Source organism: Paucilactobacillus vaccinostercus DSM 20634, assembly GCF_001436295.1.
Classification (GTDB): Bacteria; Bacillota; Bacilli; order Lactobacillales; family Lactobacillaceae; genus Paucilactobacillus; species Paucilactobacillus vaccinostercus.
In genome coordinates, this window is record NZ_AYYY01000043.1 from 18,166 (window position 1) to 39,530 (window position 21,365).

The window sequence follows — 21,365 nt, forward strand, 5'->3', positions numbered from 1 at the left end:
GCTATTCACCACCAAACATACCAGTTTCGGCACTTGGAGCAGGCTCTGGGGTTTCGGCCTGTACCTGATCGACCCAGTCCTGTGCGTCATTCTGCGATAAACCGTAGTTGCGCATCAAAAATTGTACCTTGGGCATGATTCTCGAAGATACTGCCAGCATATCCTGCTTGGCCTGTGCATCCTTGTCAACGAACACACCATCATCGTAATGCACATTCATTTTTAGGTTGTGCATGTCAACCCCATCAGGCAACGAGAACAACGCTTGATGACCGTCAAATAACTGCGATGATTGAGCCAATTCGAGAATAGCCGTACACAGATCATTGATAAACGCAGAAACGTTTGTCAGAATGCTTGAACGAGTTTGATACGTCATACTGTTCTCACTCACAACCGCAGTAGCCGTTTGAATACCAGTCTTTGGATCGAAACTAAATGTACCGTCAGCTAGTCCAACACCGCTCTCGAGTTGTTTAAGCCAGAAATTCATTGCATCAGTATATTCTTGCGTTCGAATATCCTTGGTTAGATCTTGAATGACATCACCATTTTCGGTGTTAAGTCCCTCATATACGCCGTCACTAGCGTCAAACATAAGCTTGTGTGCCTTGTCTGTCTTGAGCATCGACGCAGGCACTACAATACGCCGCTTGCCTGCTTTGATCTCCCACATGAAGGCATCATTTGTGTTGTTGATATTATCGAGTGTATGTTTGTTATTATCAACGATGCCCAAACCAAGGGGTGATTCTAACGAAATATTATTTGCACCAGGCATCCGCATATAACAGAACAAAGGATTGATCATCTGGTCACCATCAAGCGTAACCTCGGGCTCGATACCCTTATATTTGTCGATCGAATCGAGTGGCACGGACGTGCCGACCGAGTCCTTGACATCTGATCGATACAGCTCATTGGTGATCGTATACTGGCCGTCTTTCCATTGGTGAAATTCAAGCATCGTGTAGTACATCACCGTATCATTTTCGATTTGTGTAGTTATGCTGGCTAGTGCAGCTTCACTAATGTTGTTGGTGTTTGATTGCAATGGGTAGAACTGATCAGCTCGAGCCCATGCCAGTTTGATCTGATTACCATCAACATACGGACGCACTGCAATGCCACCGCAAACAATAGCCTGCTCAAGGCGCATTTCAAATTCGTTCTTGAAGTTATTGGATTCAAGTACCCCATTGATGAAGTCGGACAGAGCTGTGTTTTCAAAGCTAATCTCGCATTTCTCATTGAATACAATCGATGCTAGACGACGTGCGACCTTCTCCGTCATATTGACACCGATCTGTTTGCGAATTGTCTCTTGACCATCGGACGTATGATATTTAACATCTGATGGCAGACCAGAATAGTACACAAGATCCTTGTTGATCCGTTCGTACTCCGAAGGATCAATATTAATTCGCTCGTCATCCGTTATATTGACCAGCGACTTACCAATGCCCATCTTTCCACCTTCTTTCCATAAGAACTTCTTGATTGAGTCGAACAATCCCATTCGTATCACCTACCATTTCAAGCAAAATAAAAAAGCCTCTACGAATTAGAAGCTTTCTTTTGAAGCATTAATTGTGCTGCACATTTTCTAGAACACGTTCTTGCCTTGCTGTATTTATTTGTTACGAACGAGCTCCCACACACAACACATTTTCTTGTTTCATTATCAACACCTGATCTTCTTCGGTATGCAGATTGGCAGTCAGGCGAACAAAATTTTGCACTTGGTCTTGCAGCCCTGAACGTTTTCCCGCAATTTAAGCAATTGACCATGTATTTCTTTCTTATTTTTATTCCCTTATGAGTTTTAGATGCCTGTGTTCTCCCTTCGGGGCTTCTATGCCACTCAGCAGCTTTAATCCTCGCCTTATCAAGCGAATGGTTCCATTTTGGTAGCATTTTATTGCGATCATGTTCACTATGCCACATGTGATGTTCATGTTTTGTCATACACATCAGATTGCTAATATCATTATGGTCCTTGTTTTCATCATAGTGATGTATTTGATAGCCTTTAGGTATTTCACCGTTATATTTTTCCCAAATATAGACATGTAGTCTTTTACGAGTACTTCCGATCTTTTTCGTCGACAAATAATACCCTGATTTACTATCTTTTCTAAATTTATAGCCATCTACAAACGCTGTTCCGTTTTCGTACAAAATATCATCCATAGCTATCACCTCTATGCCTATTTTACCACATAATAAATAGCTGTGTTCGCTGATATTACCACTTTAGTCCTAAATCTCTTCTATTATCGAGTACGAAGTACTGTAGTGCATCGCATGTGTGATCATGTTCCTTGATGACCCGTGGATCATCTGATTCAATCGTCTTCTCGTCCCATTGATAACGCCTGTGCTCGGAAATGAATATCTCGTTTGCTTCTGTATCCAAATAGAAAAACCGGCCTTGTGCAAGCAAATTTTGCACATGGTCAATCATTGCGACTTTCTTTGTTTTGGCAACATGATGCCACCTGATTGAATAGCGTTTGAAATATTCGTTGTCCAAGGCATAATCGGCCGTAGCACTATCAGCACTCCGTTTCCAAGGATCAAGGCCCCAACGCTCAATGTTATGTTGCTCAAAGGCATATAGATCCTCAACTAGATCACTGGGTGCTTTCTTATTGGCCTTGCCAGACGGGCTGTAATAATACGTGTCCAGTAAAATCACGCGTCCTCTCTCAGTCACCCCATAACACCCCTCGGTTGTCGCTGATGTTTCATGCCCTGAATCGACTGAGAAGTAGATATTGAGCAGTTCATCATCGTCTGGTAGCTCCTTGAGCTTATGAAACAGGCTCATGTTGTAGATGTTGGTGCCCAGACCGATTACCTTGCCCAAATACATCCAAGCATAGTAGTCCGGATCATTCTGAGCAACCACCGCAATTTCATCGAGGTAGTCCTGAGATAGGACCCCAAGTGTGTCATTCTTGTAGGTCGAATGGTCGATGTACCAATTAGCCAGCCCAATTCGCTTCTTAATCCACTCATTAATCCAATCATATGGGTTCTTGGGCGGGTTGTAGCTGTAGTACGTAATCACATGCTTACCAGGTGGTAGTTTCTTACGCGTGAATGACGCCCGCACAGCATCGACTTCGGCCCAGTCACTGAATTCCGCCAATTCTTCGAACCAAAGCCAACGGATGTAACCTTTAGCAATGATCATCGACTTGAGTTTTTGTGGGTCATCAACACCGCTGAAATAGAACGCGGTCCCGGTTGACTTATGAGTGATCCGATATGGTGACTTCTTGAACGTGAACTCGTCTTGCACATCGAGTTCGTAGATAGCCCACTTGATTTGCTCATAGACGGATAATTCAAGTGTATTGGCAACTTTACGCATGATCAGTGCGTTGGCCTCAGGATCGTCCAGAAAGTCGATCACAAGCTGTAGACTGATCACAGACGATTTAGTGGAACCACGGCCACCCTTGAGTACCTTGTTCAGCGCATCCGAGTACAGAACGTCGTCAAAATGTGGATTGATCAGATTGTTGGCATTAATTGTGATCTCCGCCATGTTTGTCCCTCCGATCCGTCCGAATGATCTTGACCGTGTTCGACGAACCAGTAGTCTTCTGCTCATCTAGTAGTTTGGTTAGTGCACCCAAGGCCTTCTGTTTGTCATACAACTCAATATCAATCTCACCTTTGTCAGTCTTAACCTTTGAGATAAGTGAGGTATCAACCATACTTTGGTCCTTGAATCGCACCTCGTGCTTTGTGTGCATCGCAGGCTCACCAGTATTGGGATCAGTAACCTCTACGTAATCGTAATGACCGCTGTTATCAATGAACGGCCCATTTTTACGATAGAGGCGTTCCCAGATAGGTGTGTCGGTCGTCACGAAATTAACGTAGTCACCCATATCAGCAAACGCCTGCTTGGCATACTCGTGGGCAATGTCAACGACAGTTAGATGAAGATCATCTGCAACCGACTTTTTGAGTTCAGTCAGCTGTTTTTGAATACCAGTATTTACCAGTAAGGCTGGCCCATTGGTGTTGGCCGTTCCATAGTTCACACCATATGCCTGCATATAAGCCCACGTGGCATTGAACCGTTGCAAATAGTACAAACAGAATGCCTTTTGTTTATCCGTGAGATCGCCATTATCAACCAGCTCGTCCACAACTTTGTGTGCAACCTTTTTGCGTTTTGTGTGCACACTTTTTTTGGGTGGTGCACCCTTATTCCAGTACCTCGACTTCCACGACTTAACCGTGTTGAGCTTAACGTCGTACTTAGCCGCTATGTCTTTATACTTCATACCGGCTTCATAATCTTTCTGAGCCAGCTTATACTTCTCAGTCATTACATATCACCACACCTCCGTTTGATCTTGTCGTCTTTCGACTGCATATTAAAAGCGCCATGCTGTTTAGCACGACGCTTGTCTTGTTTGATGGCCTTGTCAGCACGAGCGATCATATCTCGCTCAAATTGGCAGCTAACTAGGCCGTAATCTGTTTGTTTCATGTTATTCACCTATCGTATTAAAAAAGCCGCCCCTGCTAAGGCGACTAAATATGAAACCTATCGTTGATGCCACGGGTCAGAAGGGAGCTTTTCCACCTCCACGTGTACCGTGGCTAAACCAATATCGGGAATCGAACCCGGTAAAGGCATAAGCACCCCGTCCGTTGCGTAAACCAGACAAGATGACAAGTAGTTAAATAATTGGTTTCCAAGCAATTATTCTGTTGATGCAATCACAAAAACAAATAACGTTGCTTCCTAATTTGATTTCGTTGCTAATCAGCAAGAAGTGTCATTAATGCTTCTGTGATCCGTGTAGAAAGAAAGATGTGTTCGTGCGAGATTAACCGTGTCTCGCCTAGGGCGCTACCCTATTTTCAAGCAATCATCGTCCTTGTTATCCTCCTAGGCTGGACATTGCGGATTGTATGCTTGCTATGGAAACATCCGGGTGGGAATCGAACCCACTAACAAATAGATTAGTATTTGTAATTTCCATTGTACGGATGATGGGAGCTGATGCTATGAAGAACATTAATCGTATGACATCAGCCTACCACCCGGGAGGGTATCGAACCTTCATGCTGGCAATAATGGCATCCGCACCTGTGGTGTTCATTTTTCTATTGGATAACCACCATCTAGCATTAGCACAGGTATCCGCTAGAGTTCCGTAGAATAATGTCAGTATTCCATAACCGGGTAATGATAACGGCCATGGATCGGGCATGACCGTGCACGAACAAGCGTGCAATGATTCAGGTGGGGATCGAACCCACATCTTCTGTCTTACCAATTAGACGACTGAATCACGTGTTGATTAGTGAATCGATTATATTGTATTGAATTTATAAACTTATTCAGAAAGGAGGTAACCGGCGTACCCGTACCGGTTGAAAATTCATCAAATGTCGAAAATGTTTAGCACGCGTCAAGATGCAAGTTATTTGTTTATTCACTAATCAACAATACAAGCATATACCCATAATTCAGATATAACCTGCACTAAGTCTGCAACGATCCTGCAATTTTCCTGCACTAAACCTGCAATTTTTTTGGTTCTTGAAACTCATGTAGGTCATCAAGCATGTAATAATCTGCAAATGCGAGTAAGGCACGATTCTTGTAATAGTAATAGCGGCGTTCTTGATAGCCAATTTCTTTCCAAATTTGAAAATCATATACTCTGTGGTCGGAAAGGTACAGTTTCTTAATGATCGTCTGGCTAATACTGTCACAAACGTTCAAGGCTTTCATTGTTTGCTCCACAACGTTTTCAGCTGTTAACCGTTGTACAATACGCCGATCAGCGTTGTTCTCTACATTTTTGACGCCCGGCATATCCGAGATTACGGGTGATTGCAGATTGGTTATACTTCTACCCGAATAACGCACCATTTTTGGAAAAGTTACTTTAAAAAAACTAGTCACTTTCTTGATGGTCGCCTGCTCGTCAACCTCGGGAAAAAGTGATAAATTATCTGTTGTTTCAGTCATCTCGGCACCCCTTATGATATAATTAGTTTGGAAAAAGCATAATTAGTTCCGGGGTAGTCGTCTGTGCAAAGGCGGCTATTTTTTATTTTCTAATATATAAATATTATTATTACGATTAATTGTTATCATTTAGTTTATTTAAGTAAAAAATGTTAGACTTTAATTAATCAGATAAGGAGGCTTTCCATATGACTAAAGATAGTAAAACTAGATTCAACTGGTTACATCTCATTATTTGGATTGTATCAATTCAGATAATTGGCAGTCTTTCCGCCCTTTTTGCAGGAGACATAAAAAACATCTATAATCATCTATCCTTACCTCCCCTATCGCCACCTAACTATTTATTCGGCATTGTATGGCCAGTTTTGTATGCTTTAATTGCCATCTCTGGATATTTGATTTATCGTAGTAGTTACTCTAAACATGATAAAACTATGAATTATTCTCTGTTTGGAATTCAACTATTTTTAAATTTCATCTGGAGTATTGTATTTTTTAATAATTTGCAATACTGGATTGGTGTCATAATAATCGTTATCTTGGATATTATTGTGCTGCTATGTGTAACTAACTTTTATAAATCAAGTAAATTAGCTGCCTATTTACTCATTCCGTATTTTGTTTGGATACTATTTGCCACATACTTGTCTATTGGTGTGGCCGTATTAAATTAACCCTTCTCAGTTTCTATTTATCCAAATATAACTATCATTGAAGTCACTATTTAAATTAATAGCGGCTTTTATTTTGCTGAAATTTTAACTAGTTATGCTTGTCTTTCTGCCGTCATATCAAGGATTTATTTAACCCTCATTTTTCCACTCAATTCGGACTTCTCAGTTTCTAGGTCTTTAATTACTTGTTTATTTGGTTTCATCCTGCACCTCCACCCGTTCGCAACCTTCTAGCCCATATTTCTTAATTTCGTCCATCGTGAATTGCTTGTCACTAGAAAACGAGTTCGTATTATTGCTAATAGTTAAAGTCGTTGCGTCATTAGGGCTAATTTTCCAATAATAAAAGTTTTCTGCTTTGAGAACTTTAACGTAATACTTCTTTTCTGGTTCTCTCCGTTCATCAATCGGTGTAGCCGCGTAATCGCAGATCAACCAAAACGTGCTTTCTAGTAACTCATCACTGTAGTTATTTGGGTTGATTCCCATACCATAGCGCTGATTTTCATTGATCGTAGCAAACGGCCGTTCATCCTTCATTTGTAAATCATTCTCATAAATTTCAAATAATGGACTGCCATATACCGTGCTTTTAGTCCAAGTGCAGCCTCGTCTATTTAAACGTTTTCCAAATTCAACAGTTTTCAAATTAATTCCTCCTCAAAAATCCCGCTGTGATAGTCATATCTTGCGATCGTAATGGGTATGTCATACCGCATCATAAATAATTTCATGCGTAGTCTAGCGTCTGTTGTGAGCGTCACATTGCCGCCTTTCACGTCGACTACCTTATCGATCACGCCGTTGGTCCGGTGCACGAAATCTGGCCTGTACGTTGCGTGTGCGTATCGTTTATGACCGCATCGAAATGCTTTGACGATCTCGAACCGTTCCTGACGTGTCCAACCATCGGCCCATTCATTTTGGACTGTGAGGTAGTAAGCACCCTCAGCCTTCGAATCAAACTCAATTCCGTCAATAACCACCTTGTGGCTGTTGTATTTCTGCCGGCGTGGGTACAACTCGAATCCTCTATGCCAGGTCACTGAATCGCCTCCGCTGGCAAGGTCATTAACTCAGTCACTGGATAAATGCCTTCTGCCTTGAGCGTGTCGTAGATGAATTTTTGACCCTTCTGTGTCCACTTGAGTAGGCAGTGCACATGCTTAGCTTCCTTGTCGGACCACTGTTCATAGTCAGCGTAACCCTCACTAGCGAAATGCTGACGAACGATCCAACTCTTGCCTTGCTTGTAAATCACACCATGATCCTTAAGCCACCCATTCAGCCATTGAGGAGACTTCCCATATCGTTTAGCAATTACCGTCGTGGTCATCAGACCAGGATTGTGCATCTGATTGTCGAAGTAATCAGCCTTAGGCTTGAGTTTGGCATTCTCGATGGTTAATTGTGCGTTCTGGTCTTGCAGAATGGCGTAGCCGCGCTTCACGACTTCCTGTGGGTCGTTCCATCTACGTTCGAGTGCCAGAAAGTACTGGCGGTACTGCTTGCCAAGTGGTGTCTTGCTCATCATTGATACTTCCTTGGCCATGCCAACAGTCATGGCGTAGTCCTGTAATCCACGTCTGGCACCGTTATTAACGACCGTACTTGTGCGTACGCTTGTAAAATCTGTGCCTTCCTCGTACTCATCGAAGTTGTCAGCTACCCAAGCACTGAAACGCCGCTTGATTTCTAGTCCCTTGTATAGTGCACGTGCTGAGACGACCTGCTGGCCGTCTTGAATGGTTACTTGAATTAATTCGTTCACGTCTATACCTCCCCTATAATGCTAAAAAGTGGAATGTCTGGCCCATCGGCGGGCGTTTTTTGTTGTTTTGCTTGATTCTGTTCGTTTCTCTCCTGAACGGTTTGTTCGTACTGCTCACGATTCGTAATACCGCGCTTCTTAAACGCGTTCAGGACACTTGCAATGTACTTGAAGCTGTATGCCTGATGGAGTACAGCCTCCTGCAATGCACATTCAACCAGTACAGGGCTAGCCCCTTGAAACAAGCCATCAAGGTATTTGAGTTCCATTGGTGACAGTCGCCGTCCAAATTCTTGGGTGATCTTCTCAGTCACTGATTCTCGCGTAGGCGCGTTATTAATATTATTAGGAGTAGCAGGAGTAGAAGAACCTAATGATTTAGTTTGGTTTGTTTTAACTAATGTGTTCGGAGTGTTGTCCGGCGTGATGTTCGGACTGTTGTTCGGTGTGTTATCCGCTTTGCTGTTCGGAGTGTTGTTCAATATGGACAACACTAAATTGTTAGTTAATTCTGGGATCTCATATCGAGGTGCTCTGTTAGAACCACGTTTCTTGTAGTAGACCAGCTTTTTTTCGATCAGCTGTTGTCTGCTCCGTTGAAACGCTGATTGAGACAGCCCTGAAAGACCTTTAATTTCGTCGGCTGAGCATGTGAAGGTTGATATCCATCCGAGGCTATTGTCCTTGTTCAATAAGGCAAGGTACAGCATCCTTGACGAGGGACTCAACTCCGCACTTCCCGCAATCCGGAAAAAGGTATTCATCTGCTGAATGTAGTTCACACTTGCACCTCCTAGTCGATCAGATCGCCAACCTCGACGAATCCCTCTAGTTGTTTATGGCTCCGACAGTACTCACAAGTTCCACAAGCTACTGGTTTTTCCTGACCAGTCTTTACGGCTTCAAAGTGCTCAATCTGTCGATCAATTCGATCAAGTTCATCCTGGTATCGCATGGGATCAATATTAATGGCTAACTTGTCAGGCGGCGTCTGCTTACTTACTGCAAAGATGAACGGCTCACAGGTTACCCCATAGACTTGCTTAATAAGTTCACGATAGACAGCCATTTGGAGTACGTAGCCCCGATCTTCAACAAATGACTGCCACTGCTTGTAGTAATCGTTCCAATGACGCTTATGGATGTCATCCACGGTCTTGAGGTCACAGAAGTACCCTTTATCGAGGTTCAGACAATCAAGCTTGCCCTTCCAATCAACACCACCAAGGGTGCCTGAAACAGGTACCTCTTTCTCACCCTGGTAAACCATCTTGAAGAAGTCATCATCATCCAACGTTTTAATCATCATATCAGCCTGTTTGTAGGCCGCCTTAGGCTGTCCTTTGTACTTACCAGCCTTGGCAATAATATGATCGTGATTCTCTTCAATAAAGTCCCTGTGAGCTTCTGGTGATTCGTAGTAGCTATGCAAGTAGTTTCCAACAAGTAGCGCCTCTGGATTGCTTGTTGGCTGCCACTCATCACGAAGCTTTGCTAATGCGGCCGCTTCACAATTCTCGAAGTCCTTGAACTGGGATGTGGACCAATAATCCCAACTAGTGGCTTGGCTGTAGTAGTTCTGTTTGTTGAGCTTCATCGGTTGGCTCTTCGTTTTCGTCGGATTCTGTAGCATTGTCGTTCACCTCTTCATTTATCTCTGGCTTAGCTTCTTTAAGCTGTGATTCTTTGAATGATTCAATGAGTTTACCAGCGGTGCTGTCTTCTGGTGTGACGTCCTTACGTTCGTCGTTGAAGTCCATTTCTGAATCATTAGTGTCCTGAATTGCCTTGATTAAATTGTCATTGTCTCCAGAAGTGTTAATGAACATTTTGGCAGCACGACGAAGTACGGTCCGTTTAGCCATCTCATCGCCAAACTCGTTCTGAACTTTCTTAGTCTTAGCATGCGACCAGCTCTGATCAATCATCTTCTTGGTCATGACCGTCACGTTTTCTTGCCCATCAGTGGTCCGAATAACAGCGAACGCTCCAACAATTGGCTTATCAAGATTGGCAAAGCTTGGCTTAAATACTTCAATCGTTGTCTGACCCATATCATCGGCCCCAATCTCGAATTGATCGTCTTCGTGGATTACTTGAGCAAACGGCTTACCTTTCACGTTCTCAAGACGTTCAAGGATAGTCACATCACCGAAGTACGACCGTTGAAATGTTAACTTGCGACCGTATGGAATAAAGTATCCTTGACTCTTAGCTGGGCTAAGCCCTTGAATTGCCATGTTGAGTAACGTCTGCGTCTTGGAATTGTCATCCGTGTTCATTAGCTTAGGATCATCCGATATCATCAGCCACGCGGCATTGAGTGCATTTCCAAGACTATAGTTAGATGGCAATGCAAGACCGTTGTCAGCCTTCTCAAGTTCAGTGATACGATTTTGTACTTTTAATACAATTGGATTAGATGGCATTTGAATCATCCTTTCTTTCTGCGCCCATTAAACGGGCAGCTACATAATCTCCAGATTTTTCAATGATCGTGCTTAAGATGTTTCTAAGCTCCTGTGGTGTGCGTAGTGCAATGTAGTTATCAAGTGCACCATCACGAAGTTCATCGGGTGTGATGTCAAAATCTGGAAAGATTAATCGTGTTTCTAGTGAGTATTTATCTTCTAATAGATAGCGTTCGACTGGTGTTGGCCAATCTGATGGCTGTCTTTGTTGTTTAACATCCATTGCAAAAGCCCCCGTTTCGGTTTATGATATTGACATAAGATATTTTTGAAATAGTTTGTTTCGACGTTTAACAGTTGCCGCTGTTGAGCGTCTTTTTTTGCGTGTTTAAACATGTTTCTGCTCCTTCCGATCAAATAGATAGTTGCCTGTTTTAACGACGCCAAACACGATCCAGAACAACGCTAGCCAATTGATTAAGACTTGATTGCCTGTTACGAGCACAAGACTGGTAACAGCTCCAAGAATCATATACAGCCACTTCATACTGATTGCTTCCCTTCTTTATTCGCTCCATCTGCGTGTTTATAAATGTCAGGAAAATGTTGACTCAAGAACGTTGCCATCTCCTTAGCATTGAACGAATACTGCTGCTTACTACCAGCTACTGGAATAAATGCTGGACCACCATTCTCAAAGCTCAGTTCGTCATTGAACGGGCCGAGAATGTTATCTTTCACCCATTTACGCTCATGACCAACACGGGCTATCAAGTCTGCCATCGTCCAATACTGGCCTTCTAACGATGTCCGTTTCTTGTAGTCCTCTAATCCCTCAATATAGGACTTATCGACAATCACCTGATCCTCAGGAACGTTGATTGTAACTGTCGCCTTGATCTGTGTTGCCATTCTTCTCACCTCGCTAATTTGCTATGCTTCCAATATTTCTTGCGCTCGTTCGCCAAATCCTGCAACGAAAATCCAAATGCGTGACAGATAGCGATTGCAGCATTGATTCCGTAGAAATTGGCATCCAATATCTGAATAACTGCATCCTCTGGATCGTCTGCACCGTGAATTGAATCAGCTGGACCACTCAACTCATCAAGTGAATTATTAACGGCTGTGACGGCTTGCTGTAGCTGTGGCACTAACATAACCACTCGCGATAATGGATTCTCACTTATTGCTGAGCCGTTCATCACAGGCGGCAAAAACTCACTGAATTGATGAGCAACGTCTAATAGAATCTCCTCACCCTGTTCAGGAAACGCCCGCATAAGGCTTGGTACACTTTCAAGCGGTATCTTGGCCGCACCCGTTCGATACTTCGAAATAGCTGGCTGTGAATATCCTGAATCACGCCCCACCTGTGTGGCTGTAACATGTCGAAGCTTCATAGTATGGGGCAACGTATGAACGAGGCTCATTGACATATGAACTCGTACTTCTTGCATGTAAAATCACCTCCCTTCATGATTTGATTGGTCTTATTACAGCTATATGAACTACATTAGAGTTAAGCAAATGATTCCATAGCCATCTCGGCTACTTCATCTGCCACGCGGTTACGTTCGATGGTCAGCATATTGTTTAACGTGTCCGTTCCGAATCCTTCCAGAAACGACCGCTTGAGGTCCGGACGGAAGGACATTAAGTCCTCTACTAGTTGTGATTTATTCATATGGTTACCTCCTCGCTCATTTAAAATTGAATATACGTGTTCACTCTCCGGTGGGATAATAGTTCCAAAGGAGGTGAAATTATGACTAACGAAGAAATTACAACAATTTTGGCAAAATATGATATTGCTGACGAAAAACTTTCTGCAGCACTTTCTGAAATTGCAACTATCATCATCGAACGTGCAGGTTCTGTTGATAGTAAGAAAGCTTTAAACATTGAACGCCAAATCGTTAAGAATCAAAATGCTCGTGATCGTGGCTTAGCTGGTTTTAAGCTATAATCACTCTTCTCGGAGGTCAGGCTTTGTGCTTGTCCTTTTTTTCTTTAAGCTCGTTCATTCGTACTAATTCGTAGTAGATATGCCAGAGTGCACTAGTGATTCCGTTATGGTTTCTGACTTTCATACGCTCACCTCCTTGGCGGTGGAATTGTTTATACTTTTATTTGTAGTTAAATAGTAATTTTTAACTTATTTTTGTAGTTAAATGCTTCAAAAAAAATTTCCTCTTTATCGACATCAAAAAAGTCTTGTAAAAATTGCATCTGAGCTGGCCCAGGAGTAGCCGATCCTCTCTCCCACTTGCTGACTGTTCGTTGATTTACTTTTACTAAATCTCCAAGTTCTTTTTGAGTCATCTTTTTAGAATCTCGTAACTCCCGTAACTTATTGTCTAAATTCATTTTTCCACCCCCTTACCAACTTATGTAGTTATCATATACTACATTTTGTAGTAATACAATAGTTTTTACTATTTTTCTTGGTATTTTGCTTAATTTACCACAAATCGTGGTAATCTTACGTTGTAAACGGAGGTTTTTATATGATAGGCGCAAAAATTAAAGAACTACGCAATGAGCTTGGCATTAGTCAAGCCGAATTAGCTAAACGAATATCTGTTTCTCAGCAAACCATTGGAAGCTGGGAAACAAATCGATCAGAGCCTAACCTTGATGCCTTAAAAAAACTAGCATCTATATTCAATACGTCCGTAGATTACATTATTGGAAACTCAAAAAAACGTCACTACTATGATTTAACAAAAAAAGATGAAATTGACATAGCAGAACAAGCAGAACAAATCATTGAAGGAATACAGACTTCTGCAGACGTGAATTTCTATGGTGAACCCGCGACAAAAGAACAGATGGAAAGCATGCGTGACATAATTGAAACGGGGTTGCGCATCAATAAAGAAAAAGCAAAAAAGAAATTCACACCTAAAAAATATAGAGATAATGGAGCAAAAGGTGGCGATTAAATATGTCCGTCCAAAGTGAGGTAAATAAATTAATCAAACGGTTTAACTCAACCAACCCATATGTGGTTGCAGAGGGCCTTGATTATGATGTAATCCCCCACCAAATGGATTCGGACACATGGGGGCAAACAATTCGTTCCAATCGCATTTGTTCAATATTCATCAACGATCGACTAAGCGAGCAAACAAAACTATATGTAGTTAGTCATGAGCTTGGTCACTGCCGCTTACATACTGGGTACAATACTCCATTTTTGAGGAGTACGGCTGCTGGATTCAATATTCCGTATATTGAGCGGGAAGCAAATGAATTCGCTTTTGATTTTTTGCTTTCCGATGTAGATAGAGACTACGAAATTTCTAAACTGAATATCTTAGAATACTATGGTTTACCTGAATCTATGGAACGATTTATTAAGATTCAGTGATGTTTATAAGTCCAAATACTGACGACTTAAAAAGCTGAAATTCTTGGGAGATTCAAAATGGATAAGACAGAATTTACAACTAAACTCAAAAAGATATCTGAACAAGTTGATCAGTTTGCCGATAAATTAAACACTGAGGAAGCTACCAAAAATGCGTTAATTATGCCATTCTTCGCCGCTCTAAACTATAACGTATTTGATCCAACAGAGTTCGTGCCTGAATTTACCGCTGATTTTGGCAGTAAAAAAGGTGAACGCGTTGATTATGCTATTGTGTTAAATGACGAAGTCCAAATTCTAATTGAGACAAAAGAACTAAGTGATGACTTATCTAAACGCGATTCCCAGCTATTTCGATATTTTACTGCCACCAAGGCAAAATTCGGAATTCTTACTAATGGTGACACATATAAATTTTACACTGATTTAGAATCACCGAATGTAATGGATAAAACACCGTTTTTAACGGTAAAATTATCTACAATTAAAGACTCCCAAATTGCAGAATTATTCAAATTTGCTAAAGAAAATTTTAACGTTGAAAATATTACTAATTCGGCTTCTGATTTAAAATATGTAGGTCTCGTTAAAAGCTACTTCAATAAAGAAATTCAGTCACCAGATGATGAGTTTGTCCGCCTTATCTTGACATACATTTACGACGGAATGAAAACACAAGCTGTTATAGACTCATTTAAGCCAGTAATCCAAAAAGGTTTTTCTCAGATCATTTCTGAAACCGTTAACAGCAAATTGAGTAGTGCGCTTGATCGAACAATTGATGAATCATCCACCGATGATGACAATCCATCGATCAAAAAAGAAACTGATGACGGTATTATAACAACACCAGAAGAACTTGAATCATACACCGTCGCAAAAGTTGTCTTAAAAGACATTATTGATCCAAAACGTGTGTACTACCGTGATAATCGCACGTACTTCAACGTCTTAATCGATGATAGTAATCGCAAATGGATTATTCGTATCTATTTTAACAAAACACGCCATTTCTTCATTCTTCATGATGATGACAATACTGAAATTGACTTTGACGATCCAACAGACATTTACAACTACGCTGATCAGATAAAATCTATTGCCGACCAATATAAAGTATAGTTTTACGGAGGTAATTTTCAATGAAAAAACAGGTACTTGTTATTGGTGGTACGTTAATTATTTCTTTTTTTCTAGTTGCATGTGGTACGAATACAAAATCATCTGAGCAATCTAAATCTGTCGAAAAAATTTCAATTATAGGCGTAAAGGATAAATATATCTATTCTAATAATCCGGTAGTCATCTCCGGTAAAACCAATAAAAATGCAAAAGTTAAGTTAATAGAAGTTGATGATACTGTTAAAACCATTAATTCCAATAAAAATGGTGCTTTTAAGTTTACGATTACCCAACCAGATGAATACAAAATTACAGTTTCAAAAAATTCAAAAAGTAAATCAGTCAAAACTTCGGTAGAAAACAATCCATCGATTCAAAGTAGCATTTCTGAAAGCATGAAAAATGCTTCTTCAATGGCTGATACATCATCTGATGAATCCGTTTCTGAAACTTCATCTACTACTGCGATCAATTCTGATCTCACTAAAATGTTATCAAGTTGGAACGGCAAAGGATTTTCTAATTATGTTGATCATATGGAATACACAGACGATGGTGTTTTAAACATTTACATGAATGATAGCTTTACAGCATTAGATAACACAGATTCAACACAGAAATACCCTATTGCTCGCGATGCTCAAAAAGCTGGATTAGCTGAAATTAGTGGTGATTCTGATTGGTCAATCACAAAAGCCAACAAAGGCGTAAAAACCACTATTTATCATGATGATCAAATTATTGGTCACTCCACTGGTAGTATCAATGGCCAGTTTAAATGGCAATAACACCACCTACCCCGTCAAGCTGAAGTTCACGGATCCGGACACTGGGCAGAGTATTGGGACTATTAAACTGGATGTGAATTAATTATTTCAATACTTAAAGTAAGCATGATTTGGAGGAATGATTATGGTATCAGACACCAACGATGACGAAGGATATGTATATGCATTAGAAAACAAAGCTTTCCCAGGCTACATTAAAATAGGTCAAACAAAAGATGTGGCCCGCCGTTTAGCTCAATTTAATGATACTGGTATTCCAGATGGGAAGCCGACATTATTACTATTTGCTGTAAAAATTATGAATTATAAAAAGGCTGAACGACTATTACATAGAGCTCTTTCTAGCATGCGTGAAAGCCCTTCAAAAGAATTTTTTAAAGCAACTTACAACCAAACAAAAGAAGCATTTAAACTACTAACCTTCAATGACCCAACAGCTGAATGGATTAGACCGGAAGAATACAATTCAAAGATAACCGGAAAAAAATATACAGTTATTAGCCGAAAGATTGGTTCTCGCCCCAATCGCACATTCAAATACCTAAGCATTCCAGCAGGTGCGAAATTGACTTTTCGAGAAGATCCAAATATTAAAGTTACCGTTATAGACGGAAAAAATCATGTATTATGTCGCTGTGGTAAGGAACATACCCTTTCAAGGGCAGCAATTTGTTGCTACGATCATTATCACCAATTGACAGAAGAACAATGTGGTAGGGATCGTAACGGTTTCGCATGGTTCAAGTATAACGATATTATTTTATCGGATATAAAACCAATGGTTAACGCAGAATTGGAATAGTTATTTTTTAGCCTTTGTACCTAGTTTTTAACTGGTTCTCAGAAGAGTGTCCTGCATTGCTTAATTTTCATTGATTTAAAGACGGTTTTAAGGAAGAAGTGATTGTATGGAATACGTTGACATTTTTGGATATAAACACTCTAACTGCTCTATTATAAGTTCTGACAATGAATATAGACGTGTTTTTATTATTGAAGACAGTTCTCATAGACACTTTGTATGCTTGAAACCCGATGCAGTCCCTAAAAGAGGAATGTCTAATCACTGGGAATTATCAAAAAATGATCATATTCCTGATAACTATTGGGATCCATTTGATTAAAAAATTATTTTTAGCCTTCGTTTATATTGGGTGTGGCCATAATAGGCCTTTTACATGTTTGGTTAGATCAGATGTCCGTAACCGTCTGGTCGTTGGTTCGAGTCCTGCCGGGGACGTTGTACTTATTTATTGAAAGGATGTGAAAACATTGTGGTAAAAGTAAATGCTATCATCAATCAGATGAACGCTGGCAGAACTCATCCTTTTTTAGTTTCTTGCGATGACTCTAAGCAATATATAATGAAATGCATCAATAACACTACAAATGGGAAGGCTCTGTTTAATGAAATTTTTGCCTCACGTCTGGCAAAACTCTTGTGTATTCAAACACCATACACAAATATCGCAAAACTTCCGGAAAATATTGTAGAGGCAAATTCATTACTCACAAACAATGAAAGTCATCCAGGGAAATGTTTTATTTCTGAAATGATTAGTGGAACTGCCTTAGGAATAAATCAAATCTCCGCACACAAAATTTTAAATGATGAAATCTTTCCAGAAATTATCTTCTTCGATACTTTAGTAATGAACTCCGACCGAGCAGATAATAAAGGCAATTGGTTTGTCAAAAAATCAACCAGAAATTTAATTGCTCTGGACCATACTAATATTTTTAGAATCGCACAAATATGGGACAATATTTCACTTGAGCAAGATTCTCAAAATCCACCTGAAATTATTAAAGATTTAGACGACATAGCATACGCATTACTTGCAGACGAATATAAGCGAAGAAATCCTGAAACAAATCACCCGTTTTCACCTATAAAAAGAAGACTGAGTGAGTTGTCAGAAGATGAAATTAATTCATGTTTTTCAAACATTCCAGACGAATGGGCAATTTCAGACACTGACTTAGAAGCCGCGAAAAAGTTTCTTCACTTTCAAATTGCTCACTCGGATGATATAGTGTATAAATTAGAACAAAAATTTGGATTTAATAAAGGAGGTTATTTACATGGATAATTTTAAACTATTTTATTCGGTCTTGAAATATATTCCAAGTTCTATTCGTATGGAATCTATCAATGTCGGCATAGTTGTTCATGCACCCTCTATTAGTTTTTCCCATCTATTCAAGCTAAAAAATACTCGTCGTGTAGCTTCTTTTGATGACGAATACGACAAAGATTTTTTTAACATGACTCTTGACTCGCTACGTTTTGATCTTAACTTTCCAGTAGATGATGATCAAACGCATATGTCTCTCGGGTATGAAAGCAGATTTAAAAACATTGAAAATGATTTCTTCTTATCGGAAAATATTTCTTTTTTGTCGAATGAATTCCAGTTTTCGCCAATTCAGGCCATGGAAACAAGTGCCAGCTCCTTCGAGGAGGATGTCGACGAGTTAAAAAAGATGTACTTGTACTATGACAGACCAAAGTCACAACGTATTACAAAAGCTGAAGTTAAACGTATTCTATCTAAAAGTTTAAATTCTTATAGTCTTAGCAACTTAGAGAAGAAGCCAACGGATATAAAGAGTGACTTTAGTGATGAACCTGTTTTTGATTTTAAAGTTGGAGATAAGTATATAAAAGCTATCTCGTTCGATTATGCCCACAAATCAACAATGGCTACTGAATTAAAGAGTGCGCTATATGACATAAACAAAATAATCTCCGAAACTCCTGTTCCCGAGATTATAATCACAACTAATGATGACTACAATACAGAATCTTATAACACTTTTACCGAAAAATTAGTTGAAATTGAAAATTCTGCGAAAAAAGCAAACATAAGGGTCGTTCCATTATCTGAGTTCGGTCAAGCCTTGAATAAGTAATATGCACTGCCCCATTGTATTGGGGCTTTTATTTAACGCTTTAAAAGAACATATGTTTGTAATAATCAATAGTAAAGTATGAAAGGATGGTAAATGTGGCATATATTTATAAGCGCGCCAACTTATGGCATTTTAGGGTTAATAGATCCGTAAATGGGAAGAGGTTGCCCATTAACTCAAACGGTGGTTACCGCTTAAGAAGCATGGCCAAGGAAGCGGCCCAAGAGATCGAAGACCAAATCAAGCATGGCACATACCAAGAGCCAACAGACCAAACATTCGACAGATATTACGAAGAATGGTTTCACACATTTTATGAAGGAAAGAAGTCAGCAGCAAACGACAACCACTACCGATCTGCACTAAAAAAAATCAAGAAATATTTTCCTAATAAAAAAATTGCTGATATCTCACGATCCGATTATCAAAATTTTTTAAATGAATTTGGTAAGGAACATGCACCAGCAACTGTCCTGAAAGCTCACGTTTATATAGCTAAATGTTTTCACGAAGCATATCACTTTGGAGCAATATCAATTGATCCAACCTATGAAGTATCACTAACCGGTGATACCAGCCTTGAAAAAGATGAATCCCATAAATTCATGAATCTAGATGATTTTAAAACTCTAATCCAGTACACTTACACCCATCTCGATCCTCGTCGGGTAACCAACTATATTATTCTTGTTATGGCGAATACCGGTATGCGCTTTGAAGAGGCGGACGGGCTTACCTGGGACTGTATTGATTTCGACAATGCCACGATAAAAATTGATAAAACTTGGAACTATACGAAAAAGCCTTATGGATTCGGGCCAACTAAGAATCAGTCGTCCATGCGGTCAATTCATGTCGACAAGCAAACGCTTGGTGTACTTCGCAAACTCAAACTCGTGAATGACAAACGTAAGTTAATTCGACCAGACTATAACCCGAATAATCTATTGTTCATTCGGCCAGAAAATGGTCTCCCAATCTCTAATGACGGCCTCAATAGCCAATTATCATCAATTTGCAAAAAATTAGGAATCATAAGTGAAGGCCAACAGTCTTACACTTCGCACGCACTACGCCATACGCACGCCAGCATGTTACTCTATCAAAATCGTGATATAACGTATGTCTCCAAGCGTTTAGGGCATGAAAACGTAACAACCACCTACAAAACCTACGTACACGTCCTCAAAGAAGTTTCTGCCAGAAACGATAGTGCTCTAGATGGCATAGTGACAAGCTTAATTAACGGTCAAAAGTAAAATTGGTACACGAAAAGCAACGTAAAAAGGCCCTTTTTAGGGATTATTTTGTTGCTCGTGTACATGCCGTGTACACGAGACAGTTAACCAGAACGAATGAAATAGAGTCTAAGAATATAACAAAAGCCCTAAATCATTGATATATCAATGGTTTAGGGCTTTTATAAATTATGAAAATGAACTATATTTAATAGATCTAAGCGAGTGACGGGAATCGGACCCGCGACACAAGCTTGGGAAGCTTGGATTTTACCACTAAACTACACTCGCAATGCAGAGTTAATTGTACCATATCAATCACAAGATGTGAACGATTAATTTTCTGCAACCAGCATTTAATTAGGCCATTACCCGTTCTAGCTCTTCTAGTACCACCGGTAGCTTCGTATACCCGGCATCTCCCAAGAAATGACCGCCCGTGGACTGCAAAATCAATTTAGCACGTAAATGCTGAGCCATCGTTTGGCTAAACTGTGTGGGTACAATGCGATCATCCTTAGCAGTCACCACCACCGCATTCGCCACTTTAGGCAAAATATCACGCGCATAGTTAAATGTATGATCCGCAAAACTGTTTAATTCGGGATAAGTATAAATCGGTTCATCAAACCCTGATACCAAAATTAAATTGGCCTGTTCCACATCATGCTGCTCAATAAACCGCAACGCTTCGATACACCCCAGACTATGGGCAATGATTGTTACCCCATCAGTTGCCACAATCGACCGATCACATGCAGCATCCCATTCACTGGGGTGTGGAGAAAACGGCTGTGGTAGATCCACGATTTTAACCATGCAATTTAGTTTTTGGCGGGCCGTCTTCTTGAGCCATGGAAACCAGTCATCATCTGGCAATGACGTTCCGTGAATCAAATATGCTTTTTTCATTTTCTCATCCGCTCCTCTACCAATCATGTTTCACGATTACTTTAGTTTCATCGTACCACTAATCTGAATCTGTTGTACCCTCACTTACATGTGAAGTGTTTCGCTCTGCGATATTCTATCATTTGCGGTATCATGAAG

At 40.3% G+C, this 21,365-nt stretch carries 29 protein-coding genes and 1 tRNA gene; 10 read left to right on the top strand and 20 right to left on the bottom strand.

Features of this window, described 5'->3' with window-relative positions:
* Window position 1: 1 nt before the first annotated feature.
* The 6 genes from FC26_RS08040 to FC26_RS08065 form a co-directional block, all read right to left on the bottom strand.
* Entirely contained in the window at window positions 2–1,519 is a 1,518-nt protein-coding gene (locus FC26_RS08040; RefSeq protein WP_057779464.1) for a phage portal protein, read from the bottom strand.
* 38 nt (window positions 1,520–1,557) lie between these two features.
* Window positions 1,558–2,193 carry an HNH endonuclease signature motif containing protein gene (locus tag FC26_RS08045; protein ID WP_057779466.1) on the bottom strand — a complete coding sequence of 212 codons (636 nt, stop codon included), beginning with the start codon at window positions 2,191–2,193 and terminating at the stop codon, window positions 1,558–1,560.
* Window positions 2,194–2,248: 55 nt separating this feature from the next.
* Complete coding sequence (locus tag FC26_RS08050) at window positions 2,249–3,559, bottom strand: PBSX family phage terminase large subunit (protein WP_057779468.1); 1,311 nt, start codon at window positions 3,557–3,559, stop codon at window positions 2,249–2,251.
* A complete protein-coding gene (locus tag FC26_RS08055) occupies window positions 3,540–4,355 on the bottom strand; it encodes a terminase small subunit (RefSeq protein WP_057779472.1) in 816 nt (271 codons plus the stop codon). Before FC26_RS08055 ends, FC26_RS08050 begins: the two co-directional genes overlap by 20 nt.
* Complete coding sequence (locus FC26_RS12925; protein ID WP_164478252.1) at window positions 4,355–4,519, bottom strand: hypothetical protein; 165 nt, start codon at window positions 4,517–4,519, stop codon at window positions 4,355–4,357. Before FC26_RS12925 ends, FC26_RS08055 begins: the two co-directional genes overlap by 1 nt.
* Window positions 4,520–5,557: 1,038 nt before the next feature.
* The gene (locus FC26_RS08065) at window positions 5,558–6,016 is read right to left on the bottom strand and encodes an ArpU family phage packaging/lysis transcriptional regulator (protein WP_057779475.1); all 459 of its coding nucleotides are present in this window, start codon (window positions 6,014–6,016) and stop codon (window positions 5,558–5,560) included.
* A gap of 188 nt (window positions 6,017–6,204) precedes the next feature.
* Here FC26_RS08065 and FC26_RS08070 point away from each other — a divergent pair, with 188 nt between their 5' ends.
* Entirely contained in the window at window positions 6,205–6,693 is a 489-nt protein-coding gene (locus tag FC26_RS08070) for a TspO/MBR family protein (RefSeq protein WP_057779478.1), read from the top strand.
* 189 nt (window positions 6,694–6,882) lie between these two features.
* Here FC26_RS08070 and FC26_RS08075 read toward each other — a convergent pair whose 3' ends face one another.
* From FC26_RS08075 to FC26_RS12765, 11 genes are all read right to left on the bottom strand, one after another.
* Complete coding sequence (locus FC26_RS08075) at window positions 6,883–7,341, bottom strand: hypothetical protein (protein ID WP_057779480.1); 459 nt, start codon at window positions 7,339–7,341, stop codon at window positions 6,883–6,885.
* Window positions 7,338–7,739 carry a DUF1064 domain-containing protein gene (locus FC26_RS08080; RefSeq protein WP_235809492.1) on the bottom strand — a complete coding sequence of 134 codons (402 nt, stop codon included), beginning with the start codon at window positions 7,737–7,739 and terminating at the stop codon, window positions 7,338–7,340. The genes FC26_RS08075 and FC26_RS08080 overlap by 4 nt, the downstream gene beginning before the upstream one ends.
* The gene (locus tag FC26_RS08085) at window positions 7,736–8,464 is read right to left on the bottom strand and encodes a phage antirepressor KilAC domain-containing protein (protein WP_057779482.1); all 729 of its coding nucleotides are present in this window, start codon (window positions 8,462–8,464) and stop codon (window positions 7,736–7,738) included. The genes FC26_RS08080 and FC26_RS08085 overlap by 4 nt, the downstream gene beginning before the upstream one ends.
* A 2-nt stretch (window positions 8,465–8,466) precedes the next feature.
* Window positions 8,467–9,246 carry a DnaD domain-containing protein gene (locus FC26_RS08090; protein ID WP_057779484.1) on the bottom strand — a complete coding sequence of 260 codons (780 nt, stop codon included), beginning with the start codon at window positions 9,244–9,246 and terminating at the stop codon, window positions 8,467–8,469.
* 11 nt (window positions 9,247–9,257) lie between these two features.
* A complete protein-coding gene (locus FC26_RS08095) occupies window positions 9,258–10,061 on the bottom strand; it encodes a PD-(D/E)XK nuclease-like domain-containing protein (RefSeq protein ID WP_057779486.1) in 804 nt (267 codons plus the stop codon).
* Complete coding sequence (locus FC26_RS08100; RefSeq protein ID WP_057779487.1) at window positions 10,021–10,893, bottom strand: recombinase RecT; 873 nt, start codon at window positions 10,891–10,893, stop codon at window positions 10,021–10,023. Before FC26_RS08100 ends, FC26_RS08095 begins: the two co-directional genes overlap by 41 nt.
* Window positions 10,883–11,158, bottom strand: a complete 276-nt coding sequence (locus FC26_RS08105; protein ID WP_057779489.1) for a hypothetical protein — start codon at window positions 11,156–11,158, stop codon at window positions 10,883–10,885. Before FC26_RS08105 ends, FC26_RS08100 begins: the two co-directional genes overlap by 11 nt.
* Window positions 11,159–11,263: 105 nt before the next feature.
* Window positions 11,264–11,422 carry a hypothetical protein gene (locus FC26_RS12760; RefSeq protein WP_157061132.1) on the bottom strand — a complete coding sequence of 53 codons (159 nt, stop codon included), beginning with the start codon at window positions 11,420–11,422 and terminating at the stop codon, window positions 11,264–11,266.
* On the bottom strand, window positions 11,419–11,787 hold the full coding sequence (locus FC26_RS08110) for a DUF771 domain-containing protein (RefSeq protein WP_057779491.1): 369 nt from the start codon (window positions 11,785–11,787) through the stop codon (window positions 11,419–11,421). Before FC26_RS08110 ends, FC26_RS12760 begins: the two co-directional genes overlap by 4 nt.
* A gap of 5 nt (window positions 11,788–11,792) precedes the next feature.
* Window positions 11,793–12,335, bottom strand: coding sequence for a hypothetical protein (locus FC26_RS08115; RefSeq protein WP_057779493.1), 543 nt, complete (start codon window positions 12,333–12,335; stop codon window positions 11,793–11,795).
* Window positions 12,336–12,397: 62 nt separating this feature from the next.
* Entirely contained in the window at window positions 12,398–12,562 is a 165-nt protein-coding gene (locus FC26_RS12765; protein ID WP_157061134.1) for a hypothetical protein, read from the bottom strand.
* Between the two features lie 81 nt (window positions 12,563–12,643).
* On the opposite strand from FC26_RS12765, the gene FC26_RS08120 reads away from it, so the two are divergent.
* The gene (locus FC26_RS08120; protein ID WP_057779495.1) at window positions 12,644–12,844 is read left to right on the top strand and encodes a hypothetical protein; all 201 of its coding nucleotides are present in this window, start codon (window positions 12,644–12,646) and stop codon (window positions 12,842–12,844) included.
* Between the two features lie 170 nt (window positions 12,845–13,014).
* On the opposite strand, the gene FC26_RS08125 is transcribed toward FC26_RS08120, so the two are convergent.
* Window positions 13,015–13,245 (bottom strand): helix-turn-helix transcriptional regulator, encoded by a 231-nt coding sequence (locus tag FC26_RS08125; protein WP_057779497.1) that lies wholly within the window; start codon window positions 13,243–13,245, stop codon window positions 13,015–13,017.
* Between the two features lie 140 nt (window positions 13,246–13,385).
* On the opposite strand from FC26_RS08125, the gene FC26_RS08130 reads away from it, so the two are divergent.
* The 8 genes from FC26_RS08130 to FC26_RS08165 all read left to right on the top strand — a co-directional run bounded on the left by FC26_RS08130 (window position 13,386) and on the right by FC26_RS08165 (window position 20,336).
* Entirely contained in the window at window positions 13,386–13,823 is a 438-nt protein-coding gene (locus FC26_RS08130) for a helix-turn-helix transcriptional regulator (protein ID WP_057779500.1), read from the top strand.
* Between the two features lie 2 nt (window positions 13,824–13,825).
* The gene (locus tag FC26_RS08135) at window positions 13,826–14,251 is read left to right on the top strand and encodes an ImmA/IrrE family metallo-endopeptidase (protein ID WP_057779502.1); all 426 of its coding nucleotides are present in this window, start codon (window positions 13,826–13,828) and stop codon (window positions 14,249–14,251) included.
* A 57-nt stretch (window positions 14,252–14,308) separates the two neighbouring features.
* Complete coding sequence (locus FC26_RS08140; RefSeq protein WP_057779504.1) at window positions 14,309–15,373, top strand: type I restriction endonuclease; 1,065 nt, start codon at window positions 14,309–14,311, stop codon at window positions 15,371–15,373.
* A gap of 20 nt (window positions 15,374–15,393) precedes the next feature.
* A complete protein-coding gene (locus FC26_RS08145) occupies window positions 15,394–16,161 on the top strand; it encodes a hypothetical protein (RefSeq protein ID WP_057779505.1) in 768 nt (255 codons plus the stop codon).
* 124 nt (window positions 16,162–16,285) lie between these two features.
* A complete protein-coding gene (locus tag FC26_RS08150; protein ID WP_057779508.1) occupies window positions 16,286–16,963 on the top strand; it encodes a GIY-YIG nuclease family protein in 678 nt (225 codons plus the stop codon).
* Between the two features lie 472 nt (window positions 16,964–17,435).
* A complete protein-coding gene (locus tag FC26_RS08155; RefSeq protein ID WP_057779510.1) occupies window positions 17,436–18,254 on the top strand; it encodes a HipA family kinase in 819 nt (272 codons plus the stop codon).
* Window positions 18,247–19,077 (top strand): DUF3037 domain-containing protein, encoded by an 831-nt coding sequence (locus tag FC26_RS08160; RefSeq protein ID WP_057779512.1) that lies wholly within the window; start codon window positions 18,247–18,249, stop codon window positions 19,075–19,077. Before FC26_RS08155 ends, FC26_RS08160 begins: the two co-directional genes overlap by 8 nt.
* Window positions 19,078–19,172: 95 nt before the next feature.
* Entirely contained in the window at window positions 19,173–20,336 is a 1,164-nt protein-coding gene (locus FC26_RS08165; RefSeq protein WP_057779514.1) for a tyrosine-type recombinase/integrase, read from the top strand.
* A gap of 199 nt (window positions 20,337–20,535) precedes the next feature.
* On the opposite strand, the gene FC26_RS08170 is transcribed toward FC26_RS08165, so the two are convergent.
* Both FC26_RS08170 and FC26_RS08175 read right to left on the bottom strand, forming a co-directional pair.
* Window positions 20,536–20,606, bottom strand: a tRNA-Gly gene (locus FC26_RS08170).
* Between the two features lie 69 nt (window positions 20,607–20,675).
* Complete coding sequence (locus FC26_RS08175) at window positions 20,676–21,227, bottom strand: RBBP9/YdeN family alpha/beta hydrolase (RefSeq protein ID WP_057779516.1); 552 nt, start codon at window positions 21,225–21,227, stop codon at window positions 20,676–20,678.
* Window positions 21,228–21,365: the final 138 nt, after the last annotated feature.